Source organism: Arthrobacter zhaoguopingii, assembly GCF_009828595.1.
Taxonomy (GTDB): domain Bacteria; phylum Actinomycetota; class Actinomycetes; order Actinomycetales; family Micrococcaceae; genus Arthrobacter_D; species Arthrobacter_D zhaoguopingii.
Map to the genome: position 1 here is coordinate 98,864 of NZ_WPNY01000010.1, position 20,305 is coordinate 119,168.

The following is a 20,305-nucleotide window of genomic DNA, read 5'->3' on the forward strand; positions in this document are numbered from 1 at the left end:
GAGAGACACCACGAAGCCCGCGGCCGCCCGGCCGCGGGCTTCTTGTGTCGGCGGGCCCGCGCCGCCTAGGCTGGCGCCACATCGACCCAGGAGAAAGAGCGGGCGCACACCCCATGGCAGAGAACAAGACCCAGCCGACCGACACCGATCCGGCGGCGTTCCTTGAGAGCGTCCCGAACGCCTCCCGCCGGCGCGACGGATTGGCACTGCTGGCCCTCATGCGGCAGGTGACCGGTGCCCCTCCCGTCATGTGGGGGCCCTCGATGGTGGGCTTCGGCCGGTACTCCTACCGCTATGCTTCGGGACGCGAGGGTGACGCGCTCGCCGTCGGGTTCTCGCCGCGCAGTTCGGCCCTGGTCCTCTACGGATTGACCGGCGCCCCGGAAGCGGCCGGGCTTCTGGAGCGGCTCGGTCCGCACCGCACCAGCGTCGCGTGCCTTTACGTCACCTCGCTGGCCAAGGTGGACATGGGTGTCCTTGAGGACCTGATCCGCATTGGATACGCCCACATGACCACCACCGACTTCACCGTTCCGCCCGCCTGAGCGGACCCGGAGCGCACAGCGGCGGCCGTCCGGACCCTCAGACCACGACGGCGGACCGCGGCAGCTCCGAGTCCGTGAGGAGGGACGCCACGGCGCGCGCGATCTTTGCGCCGCCTCGGACCGACGGCTCGATCGGATTGGCGTAGTCGGCGTCCTCGTCGCAGATCAGGCGCAGATCGATCAGGGGCACCGCGCGCGAGAACGCCGCCCGCGTGATGCAGTCGTTGAACACCGCAAGCGCGGTCCGGATGACCGGCTGGTTCGGCTCACCCGGAGGCGTGTCGTAGATCGAGCACACCGCCACGGGAAGATCGACCGCCGTCACTGCCTCCAGCATGGCGTCGTAGGCGGCGGCAAACTGCCGCTGGGCAGCGCTCAACCGCACCAGCGCTGCGGCAACGGTGGCCACCTTCTCGTCGAGCAGGTACGCGGATCGAAGGGCGTCGTTGCCTCCAACACTGACCACCAGGTGGGTGGCATCGGAAGGCAGGGACCGGACCTGACGTTCGACGCCGGCGATCACCTCCCCATCGACCGCCAGCAGGGACGCCCGCCAGTCCGGCGGGAGGGCGCCGCGGAGCTGCCGCACCACATCGGGGCCGCCCGGAACGTAGGCGGCGTTGTCGAAGATCGAGTCTCCGAGCAGTATGGCGTGACCCGCTGCACCCCCCGTAGTCCATGCCGGCATGCCGCCAATCTACCAAGACGGCCGGCTGCGGGGCCGTAGTTGAACAGGCACGACCGATGACGGCGGCCCCTGGCTCCCCCGTGCCGAGGGAAGGTCGGGCCCGCCCCCGGATGCCCGAAGCGAACCGACGGCCCGCAGGGGAATTTAGCCGCCCTTCGGATAGTTAGTACACTAAGTAAACCAGGACGCTGCGGCTCAGCCGCGGGATGGGTGATCGGAAGGATTCGAAGATGGCGCGCAATGACGGTTTTGCTGTTCGGTTCATGGGAATCACGGGGAAACTACGGATGTTCTTCGGGCCGGCACAGCAGGGCTCGGTGGCCGGACCTGTCGTCTACCGCGACGACGCCGCCCAGCAGGACCGCCAGCGTCAGCTGCAGCAGTGGGAGGTAGTGCGCAACTCCGACGGGTCCACCTACCTGGTGAACCGGGCACCCGGGACCTGAGGCACGTCTGCCGCTCCCCCCTTGCCGTGCCGGTCGAAGCGGCATAGGTTTCCCCCATGGAACGCGTGAGTGGTATCGGTGGGTTCTTTTTCGCTTCTTCCAATCCTGCGGGGCTGGGACAGTGGTACGAAGAGCACCTTGGGGTCGCCCCGCCGCCTCAGAGCTACGACACGCCGCCGTGGTGGCAGGAGCAGGGGCCGACCGTGTTTACCGGCATGGATCAGGACTCTCCGCCGCTCGCCCCGGGCCGGGGGTGGGCCGTGAACTTCCGGGTGCGAAACCTCGACGCCATGGTCGCCCAGCTCGAGGCGGCCGGCATCCCAGTTGAACGCGATCCCGACGAATACCCCAACGGCACCTTTGCGGGTCTTCAGGACCCCGAAGGGAACTCGATACAACTCTGGCAGCCGGCGGGAACCGACCTCGGCCGCCCACGGACCGGCGAGGGGTAGCCGGCAGGCGGATGGCCCGCCCAGCGGGCGCAGACCGGATACTGCCCGGGAGGCGCAGGGGCTGCGCCGCATCGACCGTCGGGAGAGCGGGCCGACAATAGTTTTTTCCTTGACTGTTTATTTTGTCGGTGACAGTCTAATGCCATGCTTTCAATCCACGCCATCGACAACCGGGACGCTGCCGTCGCCTCGCTCGACCCCATCAAGTCGCGGCTGCTCGAGGAACTTGCCGAACCCGGCTCGGCGTCCTCCCTGGCCGCGAAGGTGCAGCTTCCTCGACAGAAAATCAACTACCACCTGCGAGCGCTCGAAGCCGTCGGGCTGGTCTCCCTCGTCGAGGAACGCCGGCGGGGGAACATGACCGAGCGCCTGGTACAGGCTACGGCCGCGTCCTACGTGATCACCCCGTCGGTGCTCGAGCCCGTGGCGCCGGATCCCGCCCGGTTCGCCGACCGCTTCTCGGCCTTCTGGCTCCTCGCCCTCGCATCGCGCATGGTCGGTGAACTGGGGCGGCTCATCGCCGGCGCAGCGAAGGCGGACCGGCAGCTTGCCACTTTCGGCATCGACGGGGAGCTTTCCTTTCGATCCGCCGCGGACCGGGCCGCCTTCGTCGAGGAACTCGGCACCGCCGTGGCCCGCCTCGTCGAGACCTATGATTCCCCCGCAGACACCCCCGGAGGGCGCCGCCACCGGCTGATCGTTGCCCTCCACCCCACCCCGAAAGAAAGCGCATCACGCCCCGTTTCAAAGGAGAAGCACAATGAGCACTGACCGGTCCTTCGAGATCACCGTCGACACCACGTTGGGCGCCCCGCCGGAGCGGGTCTGGAAGGCCGTGATCGAGGCCGAGCCCGCGTGGATGTTCCCCACCGACGACTGGGAGGCGGAGCGGATCGTCAATGAGTTTCCGCGGCACCACATCAGCCGCATGGAGGGGCCGGACGGCTGGTTCAACCAGCTCGAACACGTCCTGACTCCCGACGGAGACAACGGCTGCCGGCTGCACTACGTGCACAGCGGGATCTTCGTCGACAACTGGGATGAGCAGTACGACGGCGCCTCCGCCCACACCGCTTTCTACCTCCACACCCTCGACCAGTACCTGCGCCACTTCGACGGGCTCGACGTCGCGTTCACCGACATCCAGGCCCCCGCGGCGTCACAGGTCCCTGAGGGTTTCACCCGGCTCCTTGACGCTCTCGGGCTGGACGGGGCCGCCCAGGGCGAGCGGCCCGTGGTGAACCTGCCTGGTGAGGGGCCGACCGAGGTCGAGGTCGACTACCGGAATGAACACTTCCTCGGGCTGCGGTCCGCCGACACCCTCTACAGGTTCTTCGGACGCAACGCCTGGGGCGCTCCCGTCGGCCTGACGGTCCACCGCTTCACCACCGGCGCGGCCGCGCCGGCCGAGGTCCAGCCCGGGGAGTGGGAGGCCTTCTTCGAGAAGGCCTACGCCTGAGCCAGCCGCCCCGCAGGCGGTCAACCTCTGCCGTATGCTTGCCCGGCGCCGGTGACGGTGGCAGGGTTCCCTCATGGACTCCCCCACCGATCCGCGCGTCGATGCTTACCTTGCCGCACTGCCGCAGTGGCAGCGGGACATCCTCACAGAGGTCCGCGCGCTCATCCATGAGGCCGACCCGGAGGTCACCGAGACCATCAAGCGGCGGGTCCAGCCGTACTTCGTCCTCCACGGCAATGTCTGCGCGTTCCTGGCGGCGAAGGACCACGTCAATGTCTTCCTCTACGACGGGGCGATCGTGCCGGACCCGGAGGGAATCATCACCGCCGGGCACGGCAATGCCACGGCCCGCACCGTGGCCTACCGCGAGGGCGAAACGGTCAACGCACCGGCCCTGACCGCCATGATCCGCCAGATCATCGCCAACAACCGGGCCGGCGGCTGGCGCCGGATCAAGGCCTCCCAGTAGCCCCCGCTGCGGCCGGCGGTCTCACCGCCACGGCGAAGATCCGCCGGAAGGGGAACACCGTGCCGAAGGACTCGGCCGGGTAGGCCTGCCGCAGCAGCCGGGCATAACCCTCCTCGAACTCGGCCGCCTCGGCCTCGGGCAGGGCTGCCAAGACCGGGCGCAGCCCGGTGCCGCGCACCCACTCGAGCACCGGGTCCTCCCCCTGCAGCACCTGGTGGTACACCGTCTCCCAGGCATCGACCTGCAGCCCCTCGCCCGCAAGCAGGCGCAGATACCCGCCGGGTTCGTCCACCGCGTCGGCGTGGCGAAGCACTCCCCGCAGCGCGGAGTCCCAGCGGGGGGAGGCGGCATGCCGGCGCATCAGCGCGTGCGAGGGCGCGTCGAAGTTTCCCGGAACCTGGAAGGCCAGCCAGGCGCCCGAACCCATCGCGGCCGCCCACTTCCGCAGCAGCTCCCTGTGTCCGGGCACCCACTGCAGCAGCGCATTGGAAACGATGACGTCGTCCTCCTGCCCGGGCAGCCAGGTGCCGGCGTCGCCCGTGGTGTAGGTCAGGTTGGCCGGCCGCCCGCCGACGTCCCGCGCCCGCGCGATCATCTCCGGCGAGGAATCGATGCCGACCACCTCGGCCGCCGGCCACCGGCGGGCAAGGGCGGCGGTAAGGTCACCGGGCCCGCAGCCCAGGTCGACGACGCGCCGGGGGGCGGGGTGGCCGATGCGGGAGACCAGGTCGAAGAACGGCCGTCCGCGCTGGTCGGCGAACTCGGCGTACTTCCGGGGGTCCCATCGCATAGCTCAGGCTAACCGCACCACGGGTAGGCTGAAAGCACCATGAGGATCCAAGAGCATCTCCCCGCCCACCCGTCCGGCCTCCACCAGGCGGACGCCGTGTACGAGGCCTTCACCGCCTGGGCAGGCTCCCGCGGGCTGGCGCTGTACCCCGCGCAGGACGAAGCGGTGCTCGAGCTCGCCTCGGGAAGCAACGTCATCCTGGCCACCCCCACCGGCTCCGGAAAGTCCCTCGTGGCCATCGCGGCGCACCTGCTCTCCTTCTCCGAAGGCCGGACCAGCTACTACACCGCGCCGATCAAGGCCCTCGTCTCGGAGAAGTTCTTCGCCCTGACCGAGATCTTCGGCGCAGAGAACGTCGGCATGGTCACCGGCGACTCAAGCGTCAACTCCGACGCCCCGATCATCTGCTGCACCGCGGAGATCCTCGCCAACATCGCGCTGCGGGAGGGCGCCGCCGCGGAACTGGGAACCGTCGTCATGGACGAGTTCCACTTCTACTCCGACCCCCAGCGCGGCTGGGCCTGGCAGGTGCCGCTGCTTGAACTGCCGCAGGCCCAGTTCCTGCTCATGTCCGCCACCCTCGGCGACGTGAGCCTGTTCGAGAAGGAGCTCACCACCCGGACGGGGCGGCCCACCGCCACGGTGACCTCGGTGGACCGGCCCATTCCGCTTCACTTCTACTACGTCGAAACCCCGGTGCAGGAGTCGATCGAGGAGCTGCTCTCGACCAACCAGGCCCCGGTCTACGTGGTGCACTTCAGCCAGGCCGAAGCCATCGAGCGGGCGCAGAGCCTGATGAGCGTAAACGTGTGCAGCCGGGAGGAAAAGGACCGCATCGCCGAACTGATCAGCACCTTCCGGTTCTCCTCGGGGTTCGGCAAGACCCTCAACCGCTTCGTCCGCCACGGCATCGGCGTGCACCACGCGGGCATGCTCCCCAAGTACCGGCGCCTGGTGGAGCAGCTGGCCCAGGCCGGCCTGCTGAAAGTCATCTGCGGCACGGACACCCTCGGCGTCGGCATCAACGTCCCCATCCGCACGGTGCTCCTCACGGCGCTCAGCAAGTACGACGGCGTCCGGACCCGCCTGCTCAACGCCCGGGAGTTCCACCAGATCGCCGGGCGGGCCGGCCGGGCCGGCTACGACACCGCGGGCACCGTCGTGGTTCAGGCCCCGGAACACGTCGTGGAGAACACCAAGGCGATGGCCAAGGCCGTCTCCAAGTTCGGCGACGACCAGAAAAAACTTCGCCAGGTGGTGCGGAAGAAGCCGCCCCAGGGCTTCGTGTCCTGGGGCAAGCCCACCTATGAGCGGCTCGTCGACGGCGTACCGGATCCGCTGACCTCCTCCTTCACGGTCAGCCACTCGATGCTGCTGAACCTGCTCGAGCGCCCGGGTAACCCCTTCAAGGCCGCGCAGCGGCTGCTCGGGGAGAACCATGAGTCCCGCTCCTCGCAGCTGCGGCTGATGCGCCGGGCCATCGGAATCTACCGGGAACTGGTGGCCGCGGGGATCGTGGAGAAGCTGCCCGAGCCGGACGCCGACGGGCGCCAGGTGCGGCTGAAGGTGCACCTGCAGGCGAACTTCGCCCTCAACCAGCCGCTGTCCCCGTTCGCGCTCGCCAGCCTCGACCTGCTCGACCCCGAGGCGCCGGCCTACGCCCTCGACGTCGTCTCGGTCATCGAGGCGACGCTGGAGAAGCCCCGGCAGGTGCTCTCCGCCCAGGAGAAGAAGGCCCGCGGCGAGGCGGTCGCCGCCATGAAGGCCGACGGCATCGACTACGACGCCCGGATGGCCCGGCTCGAGGAGATCAGCTACCCGCAGCCCCTCGCCGAGCTGCTGCAGCAGGCCTTCGACGTGTACCGGGCCGCGGCCCCGTGGCTCGGCGATTTCGAGCTGGCCCCGAAGTCCGTGGTGCGGGACATGTACGAGCGGGCGATGAGCTTCGGGGAGTACGTGGCGTTCTACGCCCTCACCAGGTCCGAGGGCATCCTCCTGCGCTACCTCGCCGACTGCTACAAGGCGCTGCGGCAGACAGTTCCGACGGATGCGCTGCGCGAGGACCTCAGCGACATCATCGAATGGCTCGGCGAACTTGTCCGGCAGGTCGACTCGAGCCTGCTCGACGAATGGGCACGGCTGAGCGCCGGCGAACCGGCCGGAATCGACACCGGCCCCGAGGTTGACCTGCCCGAGGAGCCGCCGTCGCTGACCTCAAACGAGCGCGCCTTCCGGGTGATGGTGCGCAACGAGATGTTCCAGCGCGTGCAGCTGTTCGCCGACGAGCGCGACGAGGCGCTGGGGGCACTCGATGCCGACTCCGGCTGGACGGCGGACCGGTGGGCCGAGGCTCTGGACCGGTACTTCGAGGAATACGAGGATATCGACGACGGGCCGGAGGCGCGCGGGCCGAACCTGCTCATCATCGAGAAACTGCCCGGCGTGTGGAAGGTCCGGCAGATCTTCAAGGATCCCGCCGGCAACAATGACTGGGGCATCAACGCCGTCATCGACCTGGCCGCCTCCGACGCGGCCGGCACCCCCGTGGTGGAGGTCACCGGGGTGGGCGCGCCGTAGGGTACGGTCCCCGCCGCGGCACAGGCCCTCGATAGGCTTGGAGGATGAACACCGTCCGCGAAGCCCGTCCCGGCGACGTCCCCACCATCCTCCAGCTCATCCACGACCTGGCCATCTACGAGAAGGAACCGGATGCCGTGAAGAACACGGTCCCCCGGCTCCAGGAGGCCCTTTTCGGCGCCAGCCCCTCCGTGTACGCCCACGTGGCCGAGGCGCACGGAGAGATCCAGGGATTCGCCCTCTGGTTCCTCAACTACTCGACGTGGGAGGGCGTGAACGGCATCTACCTCGAGGACCTTTACGTCCGCCCCGGCGCACGCGGCGCCGGACACGGCAAGGCCCTGCTGCGCCGGCTCGCGCAGATCGCCACGGAACGCGGCTACGCCCGGGTGGAGTGGTCGGTGCTCGACTGGAACGAGCCCTCCATCCGTTTCTACGAGAGCCTGGGTGCCCGCCCGCAGTCCGGGTGGTCCACCTTCCGGCTGACCGGCGCCGCCCTCAGCGGCTTCGCCGGAACGGCCGCACAGTGAGCGCCGCGGCGGGCGACGGCTTCTCCAGCGGGCCCACCTTTGAGATGCGGGGCCTGCGTGCCACCGGCCACACCTTCACCGTCCCCCTTGACCACGCCCGGCCCGACGGCGAGACCATCTCGGTCTTCGCCCGGGAATACACCTCCACCGATCACGACGACGCCGCCGTCGGGGCCCTGCCCTGGCTGTTGTTCCTCCAGGGCGGCCCGGGCGGGCGCGGGAACCGCACGACGCAGCTCGCCGGCTGGATGAAGGCCGCCGCCGAACGCTTCCGCATCCTGATGCTCGACCAGCGCGGCACCGGCCTGTCCACCCCCGCCGACGCCCTGACCCTCGCCGCCCGGGGCGGCCCGGCCGAGCAGGCCGAGTACCTGGCCCACTTCAGGGCCGATTCGATCGTCGCTGATGCCGAACTCATCCGCCGGCGCCTGGTGGGAGCCCCCTGGACCATCTTCGGGCAGAGCTATGGCGGGTTCTGCGCGCTGAGCTACCTCTCCTTCGCCCCGGAGGGCGTCGAGCGGGCGCTCATCACCGGCGGCCTGCCGCCCCTTCAGGGCTCGCCCGACGAGGTGTACACGGCGACCTACGCACGCGTGGAGGAGCGCAACAGGGAGTACTTCGGCTGGTACCCCGGCGACCGCGGCCTGCTGACGCGGATCGCCCGGCACCTCGAGGAGGTCGAGGAGCACCTGCCGACCGGGGAGCGCCTGAGCGTCCGCCGGCTCCAGATGATCGGCTCCTTCCTCGGCGGCAATACGCGCGTCGACGCCCTCCACTACCTGCTCGAGGACGCGTTCCTTTTGACCCCCGGCGGGCCGAGGCTCTCGCAGGTCTTCCTCGATCAGGTGGGCGCGCTCGTCTCCCGCAGCTCCAACCCGCTTTACGCCGTGATGCACGAGTCGATCTACTGTCAGGGCGGTGCCTCGGCGTGGTCGGCCGACCGGGTGCTCGGGCGTTATCCGCAGTTCCGGCCCGACGCCGCCGACACCCTGCTCACCGGAGAGATGATCTACCCCTGGTACTTCGAGGAGGATCCGTCCCTCGCGCCCCTGCGGGAGACCGCTGAACTGCTCGCCCGGAAGGAGGACTGGGGGCCGCTCTACGACCCCGGGGCGCTGCGGCGCAACACGGTGCCCGCCGCGGCGGCCGTCTACCGGGACGACATCTATGTCGACCGCAGCCTCTCCCTCCGGACCGCTGCGGCGGTCAAAGGCCTGCGGGTCTGGGAGACGGCGGACTTCCACCACGACGGCATCTCCGATGACGGCGAGGCGATCTTCAACCGGCTGCTGGAGATGACCGGGGACCACTAGGGCCGGCCGGGGACGGGTGCCAGCCCGGCGCCTCCCGCGGGCGGAACGGGCCGGCGGCGAGCACAGGGGCCGGTGCAGGCCGTGGCGCGCGCGAAGCGGGGTCGTGGTTCCCGGCAGCACCTGCCCTGTCAGTCAAGGGTTTCATCACTTTTGCCGCCCGTTTACTTGGGGCCGTGCCGAAGTTAGGTTGGTGCGATCGGCGGCGCCCCCCGCCGAACGGACGCCGCAGCGGCCTCCGTTCCAGCCCGACACCGGGCCCGGGAAGCACCCGGGCCGCGAAGGAGCGAAAGCGATGACTTCAAATGCAGAACAGCCGATGACGGACGACAGCATCCAGGTACGCCAGCTCAGCCACTACCAGTTCTCATGGATCGCCGGGGAAGCCGGGCAGCCCGGCACCTACACCCTCCAGCTTGTCCTCGACCAGGGCGCCTGGGAGGAAGTCCTGACACTCGACCCCGACGACGCGGACAACCTGCAGGACCTGCTGTCCACCGCCAAGACGGTCTACTACGACGTGCGCCGCCGCACGCTCATGTTCGGCACCACCCGCACAGGCGAAAGCTAGGGGTGCGGCCCGGCGGACGACGTCACGCAGCCGCAGGCCCCTGTTCAACCCGGCCCAGCCTCAGTACCCTGTGAATCAGGGCTATTGAGGAGGAAACCATGTTGGACGACCAGGATATTCTCGGACGCATCAAGTCTCTCGTGACGGAGGAACACGACCTCCGGAGCGCAGGGGACGACAGCGCCCGCGGCGGGCAGAATGCTGCCCGGCTGCAGCGCCTTGAGCAGGACCTCGACCAGTGCTGGGATCTGCTGCGACAGCGCCGCGCTCGAAGCGAGTTCGGCGACGACCCGGACAAGGCGGCGCCGCGGCCCATTTCACAGGTTGAGGGATACCTGCCGCGGAAGTAGTTGAGGCGCGGGAATCCAGGCACCAGAGGCAAGAGGCCCCCACCGCTCCGGCGGTGGGGGCCTCTTGCTCGTTCACGCCGCCGGGCACCAGCCCCACGGGGATCGGGCGGCACCTGAGCCCGGAGGGCCTCAAGGGCCCACGCGTGGGCGGTTGATCCGCCGGCCGCCGACCGGCTGCGGGAGCTGAGCGGGCGTCTGCTGGGGCGCTCCTTCCGGTTCTAGCGGTCCCTTGGGGGAGCCCCCAACACATCGGGCCCGGCACCCGCGCTCTGCGCTGGTGCCGGGCCCGATCCTGTCGTGTCGGTCAGCTCTCGAGGTCCGTGTTCCGCGCCTTGGCATCGGCGGCGGCGAGGTCCTCGTCAACCTTCGCGCTGCGCCCGCGCGAGCTGAGCAGGCTCGCGACGACGGCCACGACGATGGTCGCCACAATGACGGCGAGGGAGACGAACGTCGGGATCTCCGGAGCCCACTCGATGTGCTCTCCGTTGTTGATGAACGGCAGTTCGTTGACGTGCATGGCGTGGAGCACGAGCTTGACGCCGATGAACGCGAGGATGACCGACAGCGCGTGCTTGAGGTACACCAGCCGCGTCATCAGCCCGCCGAGCAGGAAGTACAGCTGACGCAGGCCCATCAGCGCGAAGATGTTCGCGGTGAAGACGATGAAGGCGCTCTGGGTGAGCCCGAAGATGGCCGGAATCGAGTCGACCGCAAAGAGCAGGTCGGTCAGGCCGATCGTGACGAACACGACGAGCATCGGGGTGAACACCTTCTTGCCGTCCACCACGGTACGGACCTTGCCGCCGTCGTAGTGATCCGACATGGGCAGCACGGAGCGCAGCTTGGCGACAAGCTTGTTGTCCCCTGCGTCCTCCTCGTCCTCGCCCGTGTCCTTTGCCTGCTTGTACGCCGTGTAGAGCAGGAATGCTCCGAAAATGTAGAACACCCAGCTGAAGTTCTCGATCACAGCGGCACCCAGGGCGATGAAGATGCCCCGCAGGATCAGCGCGATGATGATGCCCACCATCAGCACCTCCTGCTGGTATTTCCGCGGGACGGAGAAGCGCGCCATGATGATGATGAAGACAAACAGGTTGTCGATGCTCAGGCTGTATTCGGTCACCCAGCCGGCGACGAACTGTCCGCCGTACTCAGGGCCGGTAAAGATGAACATGATCGCCGCGAAGATCAGCGCCAGGGAGACGTAGAAGGCCACCCAGAGGCCGGCCTCACGCATCGAGGGCACGTGCGGGCGCTTCACCACGAGCAGCAGGTCGAACAGGAGGATGATTCCAAGAACGACAAAGGTGCCGACTTCGAAAGCAAGAGGTAATTCGGGCATGGAGCGCCTTTCGAGGATCGCGATGGAGGTCCGTAAGTCTCTCCGCCGTGGCACCCTGCCAGCCGACCGCTACGCCCGGCGAGGCGTCACTGCCCTGCGTGTTGACGTTCGTAGCGCTTGGGATACTCCCCTACGTAGGGTCAATCCTACCGGCGGGGTGCTGATATGGGGAATCACGTCCGCCCGCCGCGACCGCCGCCACATACTTGGACACCTCGGGGGCGTTCCAGTACCCCCCGTGGCCCTGCACGGTGCCGGCGGCGTCGGGGTCGGTGAGCTCGACGTTCACCGCGCCGGGCACGGGACTGCCGACGGGATCGGTGGCGCGCCAGAAGTTCGCCCACCCAGTGGAACGCCCGGCCACGGTCCCGAACCACCCGGGAGTGAAGTAGGCCGGGAAGAATGCGGCGTAAAGGGGAACCAGCGGCGAGCCGGTGGTGACAAGGTGCAGCTCCCGGCAGCCCCGAAGGGCCCGGGTCTCCGCCACCAGCCAGGCGCAGATCACGCTCCCCTGGCTGTACCCGACGAGCGCGACCCGGGTGGGCCCGAGCCGGGCAGCCTCCTGCTCGATGCCTGCGATGACCGCCTCCCGGTAGGAGGCACCGGCCAGAGGGTGGTCGCGGACCGGCCAGAAGCCGGCCGCGTCGGCGGCCCTGCCGAGCACCTCCTGCACCGTCCGAAGCTGCCCGAGCAGCAGGGTGAGGACTGCGGCGGCGCCAGCCAGCTGGAGCAGCAGCACCGCGAGGGCGAGCCACGGCCCTCCCAGCCGGCCCTCCCCGAGGATCATGGCTGCGCCCATGCCCCCCGCGCCCAGTGCCGTGCCGGCGGGCAGGACGCGCGGAAGGAGAGCGGGGGCCCCAGCGACGACGCGGTGCCACCACCGCAGGCGCGGCTCCCTGGCACCAAAGAGTGGCCCCAGCCCGAGCCGCCGGTCCAGCAGAAGCACCGCGGCGGCCGAGAGCACGGGCCCGGCCAGGGCGATCAGGGCGAGCAGCGGGAACAGGTCGAGCCGGCTGTCGCCGGCGTCCAGCGGGTCGTCCCAGGCCAGCAGCACGCGCACGGTGGGCGCGTCGTACTCCTGGCCGCCGAACAGCCGCACGACGTAGCCGAGGAGGCCGTCCAGGAGCATCCGGACCAGGGCGTTGACCGAGTGCATGAGGAACAGGGCGAGCAGGAGGAGGCCGGCGGCGGCGCCCTCCGGGACCCGGGAGCGGCCGGTTGCTCCCGGGCCGGCGCGCCGGCGCAGCGGGCTGACGATGGTGGGCAGCATCAGGGCGCCGAGGCTCAGGGCGATCCACAGCGCCATGGCGTCGAGACGCTGGACGCCGTCCGGGCCGGGGGTCGAGGGCCACGCCGGGGAAAGGGTCCCCGCCGGGAGGGTCAGCGCCAGCAGCGCTCCGGCCGCGAGGAGGGCGCCGGCGTGGAGCTGGGCGGCGGTGCGGCTGCGCCGGGGAACCTCATGCTGCACCCGGATGACCCGGAACCACCGGTACGCGATGAATGCGGCCAGGGCCGTCGCCGCGGCGGCGGGGATCCCCCGGGCGGGACCCTCGGCGGCGCCCGGCAGGCCGAGGGGACCGGCCACGTGCTCGAGGACCGTCTCGCCGAGGACCACCAGCCAGGCCAGCTGGCTGAGGGTGAGCAGCACCGAGCCCACGTGCAGCAGCACCGCCGACCGCGCGGCGGTGGCGTGCCCGGGGCGCTCGAGCATGCGGCCGGCAACGTTGGCCAGCGTGAACGGGAAGGCCAGATACCACAGGAAGCCGGTCCTCCGGCGGTTCGACCGCGACCAGTTGATCAGGCTCAGGCGGTGGAGCGGAAGCAGCGGAGGGTCGACGGCCTCGGCCCAGGGGTTGAGCCGGGTCACCCGGGCACTGGTGATGCTGCTCAGGTACTCCTGCTCCCCCACTCCGTGCACGCGGATCTCCGCGAAGCCGTCCCCCCGCTCCGGCATGGTGCTACGCGTGCCCAGCGGTCTGCATCTGCCTCAGTTCCTTCTTCAGGTCCCCCACCTCATCGCGGAGCCGGGCCGCGAGCTCGAACTGCAGTTCCGCGGCCGCCGTGTGCATCTGGTCGGTGAGCTGCTGAATGAGGTCGGTGAGGTCCTCGGCCGGCACGGCGGCGAGCCCCTCGCGGTGCACGCCCTGGCCGGGCTTCTTCTTGCGCCCCTTGGCGGCGGCCTCGAGGAGCTCCCGGGTGTCGGCGTCCTCGCGGTTGATGGTGTCGGTGATGTCGGCGATGCGCTTGCGCAGCGGCGTCGGGTCGATTCCGTGCTCGAGGTTGTGCGCCACCTGGATGGCCCGGCGCCGGTTGGTTTCGTCGATGGCCCGTTCCATCGAATCGGTGATCCGGTCGGCGTACATGTGCACCTGGCCGGACACGTTGCGGGCGGCCCGCCCGATCGTCTGGATGAGGGAGGTGGAGCTGCGCAGGAACCCCTCCTTGTCGGCGTCGAGGATGCTGACGAGTGATACCTCCGGAAGGTCGAGGCCCTCTCGCAGCAGGTTGATGCCCACCAGCACGTCGAAGGTTCCCAGCCGGAGCTCACGCAGCAGCTCGACCCGGCGCAGGGTGTCGACGTCGGAGTGAAGGTACTCCACCTTCACCCCGTGCTCGAGGAGGTACCCCGTGAGGTCCTCCGACATCCGCTTGGTCAGCGTCGTCACCAGCACGCGCTCGTCGCGCTCCACGCGGGTCCGGATCTCGTGAAGCAGGTCGTCGATCTGACCCTTGCTCGGCTTCACCACGATCTCCGGGTCCACCAGCCCGGTGGGCCGGATGATCTGCTGGACGAATCCGTCGGACTTCCCGAGCTCGTACTTGCCCGGCGTCGCCGAGAGGTAGACCGTCTGCCCGATGCGCTCGAGGAACTCGTCCCACTTCAGCGGCCGGTTGTCCATCGCCGACGGAAGGCGGAACCCGTGGTCGACGAGGGTGCGCTTGCGCGACATGTCCCCTTCGTACATCGCGCCGATCTGCGGGATGGTCACATGGGATTCGTCGACGACGAGGAGGAAGTCGTCGGGGAAGTAGTCGAGCAGGCAGTGCGGGGCGCTGCCCTGCCCCCGGCCGTCGATGTGCCGTGAATAGTTCTCGATGCCATTGCAGAAGCCCATCTGCTGCATCATCTCCAGGTCGTAGGTGACCCGCATCCGCAGCCGCTGCGCCTCGACCAGCTTGTTCTGGGACTCGAGCTCGGCAAGGCGCACCTGCAGTTCGTCCTCGATGGCCTTGATCGCACGGTTCATGCGTTCCGGCCCGGCGACATAATGCGAGGCGGGGAAGACGTACATCTCCTCCTCCTCGCGGATGACGTCGCCGGTGAGGGGGTTGAGGGTGTAGATGTTCTCAACCTCGTCGCCGAAGAACTCGATCCGCAGGGCGTGCTCCTCGTACATGGGAATGATCTCCACGGTGTCGCCGCGCACCCGGAAGGTGCCGCGGTGGAAGTCCATGTCGTTGCGCGTGTACTGCATGCCCACAAACTGGCGCAGCAGCGCGTCCCGGTTCATCTCCTGGCCCTTGCGGAGGGTCACCATCTTGTCGATGTATTCCTCGGGCGTACCCAGGCCGTAGATGCAGGAGACCGTGGCGACAACGATGACGTCCCTGCGCGTAAGCAGGGCGTTGGTGGCCGAGTGCCGGAGCCGTTCCACCTCCTCGTTGATCGAGGAGTCCTTCTCGATGAAGGTGTCCGTCTGCGGAACGTAGGCCTCGGGCTGGTAGTAGTCGTAGTAGGACACGAAGTACTCGACGGCGTTATTGGGCAGCAGTTCGCGGAACTCGTTGGCCAACTGCGCCGCAAGGGTCTTGTTCTGGACCATCACGAGGGTCGGCCGCTGGACCTGCTCGATCAGCCAGGCCGTCGTCGCGCTCTTTCCGGTACCGGTGGCTCCAAGGAGGACAACGTCCTTCTCCCCTGCCTTGATCCGGGTACTCAGTTCGGCGATGGCCGCCGGCTGGTCGCCTGCCGGCTGATATTCGCTGATGACCTCGAAGGGAGCTACGACCCGCTTAATATCCTGGGCAAGACTCATATCTAGTACGTTAGCGCGTTATGCGGACAATCAGCTTCCGCTTAGCTGGAGGCGGAACCGCAGGATCGCTCCGGCACCGCACCGGCCGCCCCTACCGCGGGCCGGGAACCGCCGTGGAGCCGGCCAGCTCAAGGTGGACCTCCGCCGCCCGTCCCGGATCGGCGCTGGAGTGGAACCCCAGGCGCCCGCGGGCAGCGGGATGCCCGGCGCCCGTCCGTCCGGGGGCGGGCGGGAACCCCGCCGCGGTGAGCAGCGGCCGCAGTGCCGCCGCGTCGGCCCGGGTGGACACCGCCAGCCTGAACTCCAGCACATCCGGGGACCGGCGCCCGGGCACCGCTGTAGGCCCGACGTGTTCGACATCCAGCACCCGCGGGTCAACGCGCCGGAGCCGGGTGCTCAGCCGTTCCGCCTGCGCCGGCCATGTCGGGTCGGGCTCAACAGGGTCGAGGGGGCCCCGGAGCGCGGGGACTCCGGCGAGGAGGTTGGCGTTAAAGGGCAGGATCCGGCGCTGCCAGAGGGCCTCGAGGTGCGCGAGCGTGTCGGCCTCGCTGCCGGCGTTGTCGATAACGACGTCGGCCGCGGAGTTCCGCTCGTCCGGGCCTAGCTGGGCCCGCAGGCGGCTGAGCGCCGCCTCCGCGGTCATGCCGCGCAGGCGCACCATCCTGTCGATGCGCTGGTCCTCGGGGGCGTCGATCACCACGACGAGGTGGAAGCGGGCCACCTGGCCCGTCTCAACGAGCAGGGGCAGATCCTCGACGACGACGGCACCGGCCGGGGCCGAGGCGGTGCGGGCCTCGGCGAGGGCCCGGATGCGGGGGTGAAGGATGCCGTTGAGGCGTTCCCGCGCCCGGGGGTCGCCGAAGATGATGTCCCCGAGAGCCCTGCGGTCGAGGGAACCGTCGGCGGTGGCAAGCCGGCCTCCGAAGGCGTCTAGCACCTCGGCGAGCCCCTCGGTGCCGGGCTCCACCACCTCGCGGGCGAGGGCGTCCGCGTCGATAACGACGGCGCCCAGCGCCCTCAGCCGCCCGGCGGCCAGGGACTTGCCGGCAGCGATCCCTCCGGTCAAACCAACTCTCAGCATCCGCCAAGGGTAGCGCGGAGCGACGCCCCGGCTGTCAATCCCGGCACCTCACCGGTTGCCCTGCCTATTACGCTAAGCAGGCTTACTCCATTCCAAGAGGAGGTCATGACACCATCACTTCCGGACCTTGAGGAGCTGGCCTCCTCGGTCTTCGGATGGGACGATTTCCGCCCAGCGCAGCGGCAGGCGATGCAGGCGCTGCTGGAGGGGAGGAACGTCCTCTGCGTGATGCCGACCGGTTCCGGCAAGCCGGCGATCTACCAGGTGCCGGGCCGAGGGTCCACCGAGCGGGGTTGGTGGGGTCGCCGTGCGACGGTGGGTTGACCGGCGGCCCGGACGTCGCGGGCTCACCCGGGAGCCGCCTGTCCCTGCCCCATCTCGGGCATACTCTGCGCCCCGAGTCGTCGGCCAGCTCGGCGCCGCCTCACGCCGCCTCCAGCCGGTGCTTGCCCGCCTGGTCACCGGCAGCCGGTTCCCGTGCTCCCGCTCATAGGCAAGCAGCGCCTCCAGGCCGCCTTCATTCAGGGCCGTGATCCGCGAAGGAAGGGTGCCCAAGGGGATGGGGTCGTAGTCGGGCAGCGGCAGTTCGCCGCGTGCAGGGGACTCGCTCATATCTCCCCCTCGTTTCGCGGTGCCGCCAGCGCACAAAGGCCTGAACGGTTCCGGCAAGGAAGCGGAGAAGCCCACGCGGAGCGGCCGGTATGCCTGTTGCCAACACCCCCTCCGGCCCATACTCTGAGAGAGGTTGAGCAGTCAGCCATGGAACCTCGTTTGGAGCAGCCATGGAGCAAAGTCTGACGATAACCGAGTGGATAAACACCACCCGCACAGCCGGCCAACCGCAGTGAGTGCTTCCTTCCAGCCCGCGCACACCAGCCTCCCGGACCCCCCGGCCGGCCGCCGCTTCCCACCGGAGCCCTCCCCCAGCGGGGCAGGGCCCTTCCCTTTTCCGCAGCGGGCCACGGCCCTGCCTCCAAACTCAGCGGCACGTCCGCCGCACGCCGTAAGGAATACGTCATGACTCTGGACTACCTCAAATCACTGGCCGTCGCCGCAGCTCAGCTTGAGTCGGCCGAATTCTCCCGGGACCAGGCGGCCACCCAGCTGCAGTTGACGGTCCTCGAGGCGATCAACAGCGGTGGGAGCGTCACCGCCGTGGCCGAGGCCGCCGCCCTTTCGCCTCAGACAGTCTTCACCCTGTGCGATCAGGCCGACGGCAACTCGAATGGACTTCTGGTGATCTGATCCCGCCTCAGGACGCGGAGGGCGCCGGTGGTCGCTGTGTATGCTGAATTCGTTGCCTGGCATTGAATCCAAGCCGGGTGGGCGCCAACGATGAACGTACCCCTTGATGACCTGACTTCGGTTGTCGCGCGGCTCATGAACCTCCCCCTGCGCTCGACCCCCAGCACGGCGCTGCCCGCGGCGGCGGTGCTGCTCGGCAACGCCCAGCCCGATCAGACGCCGGCCGAACTCAGCAAAACCCTCCAAGAGGCACGGCACAGCAGGGACAGTATCCACACCGAATGAACTGATCGACGATCGACCGCCGCCACCGCGCGCACCCTACAGCACGGATGTGCCGGAGTTGGAGCGCACCCCCAGCCCGGATTCCGGGTCGGGCGACCCGGGGTAGACCCGGAAGAAAGGCACCCGCGGCGTCGGAAGCGACTCCCATAGGGGATGCTCCAGTCCACGGCCTGAGTCCGCCGGACCCCACCGGCTAGGATTACAGGAATGACCGCTCTTCATCGGCACCCCACCGCATACTCAACGGTTCGGGGCGAACACCGGAACGAGCTCGAGATCCGCCGGTCCCGGTTCATCACGGTCCTGCGCAGGGCGGGAACCGAAACCGAAGCGAACAGCCTCCTCGCACAGCTGCGCACCGAATTCCCGACGGCGCGGCACCACTGCAGCGCCTACCTGATCGGAGCAGGGCGCGCCATCCAGCGGGCCCACGACGACGGCGAACCCGCGGGCACCGCCGGCGCCCCGATGCTCGAAGCCCTCAGCCGCCACGGCGCGGCAGACCTCAGCGACACCGCCGCCGTCGTCGTGCGGTACTTCGGAGGCATCCTGCTGGGCGCGGGCGGGTTGATCCGCGCCTACTCCCAGTCGGTGACCCGGGCGCTGGACGGGGCACCCCTGGTCCGCCGCCGCCTCCTCACCCTCCACACGGTGCCGGTGGCACACGCCGAGGCCGGGCGGGTCGAAAACGAGCTGCGCGCCGCTGCAACGATCGTCCTCGGCACCACCTACACCCCCGAGGAGGCGCTCATCGAGGTGGCGCTTGAATCCGACGCCGACAGCTATGAGGATTTCCAGCGGCGGCTTGCCGCTTCCACCGCCGGGGCCTCGGTCTCCCGCCCTGCAGGCACCACGTGGGTGGACCATGACTGAGTTCGACTTCGACCGCCTGAGCCGCAGACCGGACGTCGAGGCGCCCAACCTGCACGCCTACGACGCCACCGACCGGCTGCTGCTGGACTCGGCGGCCGGCAGGCTCGCCGAGCAGCCCACCGGCGTAGTCACCCTCGGCGACCGTTACGGCGCCCTCACCCTCGGAGCGGCCCTGCTGCACGGGGTCCCCCGTCCGCGCGTCCATCAGGATCCGCTCTCGCACGAACTGGCGCTTGCCCGCAATGCCGGGGCGGTGGGCGCGTCCGGACGATATGAGCGGCACGGGCTGGGTCCCGAGCTCCTCCGGGATGCCCGCACGGTGCTGCTCCAGCTTCCGCGCTCCCTCGACGCCCTGGAGGAGGCCGCCTGTAACATCGCCGCCTATGCCGATCCTTCGGTCACCGTCTACGCCGGAGGGCGGCTCAAGCATATGAGCCTGGCCATGACCGCGGTGCTCCAGAAGTATTTCGGCTCCGTCACCGCGGGGCTGGCCCGGCAGAAATCCCGGGTCCTCACCGCCTCCGGACCGCTGCCAGCCGGCAGCGCGGCGTTCCCGCTCACGCAGCGGCATGACGTTGGCCTCCCCCACCCGCTGGTGCTGCGGGCGTTCGGCGAGACGTTCGGCGGGGCGGCCCTGGACCCCGGAACCCGGTTCCTCCTCCCCCACCTCGCGTCCGCGGCGGCGACGGATTCGGCCATCGACCTCGGCTGCGGCAACGGCGCCATCGCCGCCTACCTGGCGCTGACCCGGCCCGGGCTGCGGGTGATCGCATCGGACCAGTCGGCCTCCGCCGTGGCCTCCACCAGGGAGACTGCGCGCGCGAACGCCGTCGGGGACCGGGTGGACGTGGTGCGCGACGACGCGCTGTCGTCCCAGCCGAAGGGGTCGGCGGACCTGATCGTCCTGAATCCGCCCTTCCATATCGGTGCCACCGTTCACGCAGGCATCGCCGTGAAGCTGTTCACCGATGCGGCCCGGGTGCTCGCCCCGGGCGGGGAACTCTGGACCGTCTGGAACAGCCACCTCGCGTACCGGCCCGCCCTGTCCCGGATTGTCGGCCCGACCCGCCAGATCGACCGCAACCAGCGGTTCACGATCACCTGTTCGGTCCGCCGCTGACCCGCGCAGCACGGCGGCGGCCCATCGAGGACGCAGCACTTACGGCCCGGACCCCCTCCACCGGTTCGAACTGCACCCTCGATTTAAGGGATTCCGCCCTGGCCCATCGAGGACGCAGCACTTACGGCACGGCGC

General features: G+C 69.3%; 22 protein-coding genes and 1 pseudogene. 16 read left to right on the top strand and 7 right to left on the bottom strand.

Translation table 11 applies throughout. The annotated features are described in order from the left end of the window. The first annotated feature begins 113 nt into the window (after nucleotides 1-113). Complete coding sequence (locus GVV86_RS13545; RefSeq protein WP_159616313.1) at nucleotides 114-545, top strand: DUF1801 domain-containing protein; 432 nt, start codon at nucleotides 114-116, stop codon at nucleotides 543-545. Between the two features lie 37 nt (nucleotides 546-582). On the opposite strand, the gene GVV86_RS13550 is transcribed toward GVV86_RS13545, so the two are convergent. Continuing rightward, a complete protein-coding gene (locus GVV86_RS13550; protein WP_159803066.1) occupies nucleotides 583-1,233 on the bottom strand; it encodes an SGNH/GDSL hydrolase family protein in 651 nt (216 codons plus the stop codon). A 230-nt stretch (nucleotides 1,234-1,463) separates the two neighbouring features. Between GVV86_RS13550 and GVV86_RS13555 the strand changes: the two genes are divergently transcribed. From GVV86_RS13555 to GVV86_RS13575, 5 genes are all read left to right on the top strand, one after another. Further along, entirely contained in the window at nucleotides 1,464-1,679 is a 216-nt protein-coding gene (locus GVV86_RS13555; protein ID WP_159616309.1) for a hypothetical protein, read from the top strand. Between the two features lie 56 nt (nucleotides 1,680-1,735). Next, the gene (locus GVV86_RS13560) at nucleotides 1,736-2,131 is read left to right on the top strand and encodes a VOC family protein (RefSeq protein ID WP_159616307.1); all 396 of its coding nucleotides are present in this window, start codon (nucleotides 1,736-1,738) and stop codon (nucleotides 2,129-2,131) included. A 144-nt stretch (nucleotides 2,132-2,275) separates the two neighbouring features. After that, entirely contained in the window at nucleotides 2,276-2,902 is a 627-nt protein-coding gene (locus GVV86_RS13565; RefSeq protein WP_159803067.1) for an ArsR/SmtB family transcription factor, read from the top strand. Next, nucleotides 2,892-3,590 (top strand): SRPBCC family protein, encoded by a 699-nt coding sequence (locus GVV86_RS13570; RefSeq protein ID WP_246669987.1) that lies wholly within the window; start codon nucleotides 2,892-2,894, stop codon nucleotides 3,588-3,590. The genes GVV86_RS13565 and GVV86_RS13570 overlap by 11 nt, the downstream gene beginning before the upstream one ends. A 73-nt stretch (nucleotides 3,591-3,663) precedes the next feature. Beyond that, nucleotides 3,664-4,059 (top strand): DUF1801 domain-containing protein, encoded by a 396-nt coding sequence (locus GVV86_RS13575; protein WP_159803068.1) that lies wholly within the window; start codon nucleotides 3,664-3,666, stop codon nucleotides 4,057-4,059. Here GVV86_RS13575 and GVV86_RS13580 read toward each other — a convergent pair. After that, nucleotides 4,043-4,849: a trans-aconitate 2-methyltransferase gene (locus GVV86_RS13580; RefSeq protein WP_159803069.1), complete on the bottom strand. Its 807-nt coding sequence runs from the start codon at nucleotides 4,847-4,849 to the stop codon at nucleotides 4,043-4,045. The genes GVV86_RS13575 and GVV86_RS13580 overlap by 17 nt on opposite strands. Nucleotides 4,850-4,888: 39 nt before the next feature. Between GVV86_RS13580 and GVV86_RS13585 the strand changes: the two genes are divergently transcribed. From GVV86_RS13585 to GVV86_RS13605, 5 genes are all read left to right on the top strand, one after another. Further along, a complete protein-coding gene (locus GVV86_RS13585) occupies nucleotides 4,889-7,426 on the top strand; it encodes a DEAD/DEAH box helicase (RefSeq protein ID WP_159803070.1) in 2,538 nt (845 codons plus the stop codon). Between the two features lie 44 nt (nucleotides 7,427-7,470). Beyond that, complete coding sequence (locus GVV86_RS13590) at nucleotides 7,471-7,956, top strand: GNAT family N-acetyltransferase (RefSeq protein WP_159616298.1); 486 nt, start codon at nucleotides 7,471-7,473, stop codon at nucleotides 7,954-7,956. A 44-nt stretch (nucleotides 7,957-8,000) separates the two neighbouring features. Next, nucleotides 8,001-9,269, top strand: a complete 1,269-nt coding sequence (locus GVV86_RS13595; protein ID WP_159616957.1) for an alpha/beta fold hydrolase — start codon at nucleotides 8,001-8,003, stop codon at nucleotides 9,267-9,269. A gap of 292 nt (nucleotides 9,270-9,561) precedes the next feature. Beyond that, the gene (locus GVV86_RS13600) at nucleotides 9,562-9,837 is read left to right on the top strand and encodes a hypothetical protein (protein WP_120168307.1); all 276 of its coding nucleotides are present in this window, start codon (nucleotides 9,562-9,564) and stop codon (nucleotides 9,835-9,837) included. Nucleotides 9,838-9,938: 101 nt separating this feature from the next. Further along, nucleotides 9,939-10,187 (top strand): DUF2630 family protein, encoded by a 249-nt coding sequence (locus GVV86_RS13605; protein ID WP_159616955.1) that lies wholly within the window; start codon nucleotides 9,939-9,941, stop codon nucleotides 10,185-10,187. Between the two features lie 304 nt (nucleotides 10,188-10,491). Here the strand turns inward: GVV86_RS13605 and GVV86_RS13610 are convergent, their stop codons facing one another. The 4 genes from GVV86_RS13610 to coaE form a co-directional block, all read right to left on the bottom strand. Next, on the bottom strand, nucleotides 10,492-11,529 hold the full coding sequence (locus tag GVV86_RS13610; protein WP_159803071.1) for a TerC family protein: 1,038 nt from the start codon (nucleotides 11,527-11,529) through the stop codon (nucleotides 10,492-10,494). A gap of 130 nt (nucleotides 11,530-11,659) precedes the next feature. Continuing rightward, nucleotides 11,660-13,483, bottom strand: a complete 1,824-nt coding sequence (locus GVV86_RS13615; protein WP_159803072.1) for a hypothetical protein — start codon at nucleotides 13,481-13,483, stop codon at nucleotides 11,660-11,662. A 4-nt stretch (nucleotides 13,484-13,487) separates the two neighbouring features. Continuing rightward, nucleotides 13,488-15,566, bottom strand: coding sequence for an excinuclease ABC subunit UvrB (gene uvrB / locus GVV86_RS13620; RefSeq protein WP_159803073.1), 2,079 nt, complete (start codon nucleotides 15,564-15,566; stop codon nucleotides 13,488-13,490). A gap of 91 nt (nucleotides 15,567-15,657) precedes the next feature. Then, complete coding sequence (gene coaE / locus GVV86_RS13625) at nucleotides 15,658-16,647, bottom strand: dephospho-CoA kinase (RefSeq protein WP_159803074.1); 990 nt, start codon at nucleotides 16,645-16,647, stop codon at nucleotides 15,658-15,660. Nucleotides 16,648-16,752: 105 nt separating this feature from the next. On the opposite strand from coaE, the gene GVV86_RS18500 reads away from it, so the two are divergent. After that, nucleotides 16,753-16,971, top strand: coding sequence for a DEAD/DEAH box helicase (locus tag GVV86_RS18500; protein ID WP_201291452.1), 219 nt, complete (start codon nucleotides 16,753-16,755; stop codon nucleotides 16,969-16,971). 183 nt (nucleotides 16,972-17,154) lie between these two features. On the opposite strand, the pseudogene GVV86_RS19045 reads toward GVV86_RS18500, so the two are convergent. Further along, nucleotides 17,155-17,379, bottom strand: a pseudogene (locus GVV86_RS19045) (hypothetical protein); the annotation flags it as partial. Nucleotides 17,380-17,664: 285 nt separating this feature from the next. On the opposite strand from GVV86_RS19045, the gene GVV86_RS13635 reads away from it, so the two are divergent. The 4 genes from GVV86_RS13635 to GVV86_RS13650 all read left to right on the top strand — a co-directional run bounded on the left by GVV86_RS13635 (nucleotide 17,665) and on the right by GVV86_RS13650 (nucleotide 20,170). After that, nucleotides 17,665-17,892: a hypothetical protein gene (locus tag GVV86_RS13635; RefSeq protein ID WP_159803075.1), complete on the top strand. Its 228-nt coding sequence runs from the start codon at nucleotides 17,665-17,667 to the stop codon at nucleotides 17,890-17,892. Nucleotides 17,893-17,982: 90 nt separating this feature from the next. After that, nucleotides 17,983-18,177, top strand: a complete 195-nt coding sequence (locus GVV86_RS13640; RefSeq protein ID WP_159803076.1) for a hypothetical protein — start codon at nucleotides 17,983-17,985, stop codon at nucleotides 18,175-18,177. Between the two features lie 207 nt (nucleotides 18,178-18,384). After that, a complete protein-coding gene (locus GVV86_RS13645) occupies nucleotides 18,385-19,050 on the top strand; it encodes an IMPACT family protein (RefSeq protein ID WP_159803077.1) in 666 nt (221 codons plus the stop codon). Beyond that, entirely contained in the window at nucleotides 19,043-20,170 is a 1,128-nt protein-coding gene (locus tag GVV86_RS13650; RefSeq protein WP_159803078.1) for a class I SAM-dependent methyltransferase, read from the top strand. The genes GVV86_RS13645 and GVV86_RS13650 overlap by 8 nt, the downstream gene beginning before the upstream one ends. The last annotated feature ends 135 nt before the right edge of the window (nucleotides 20,171-20,305 follow it).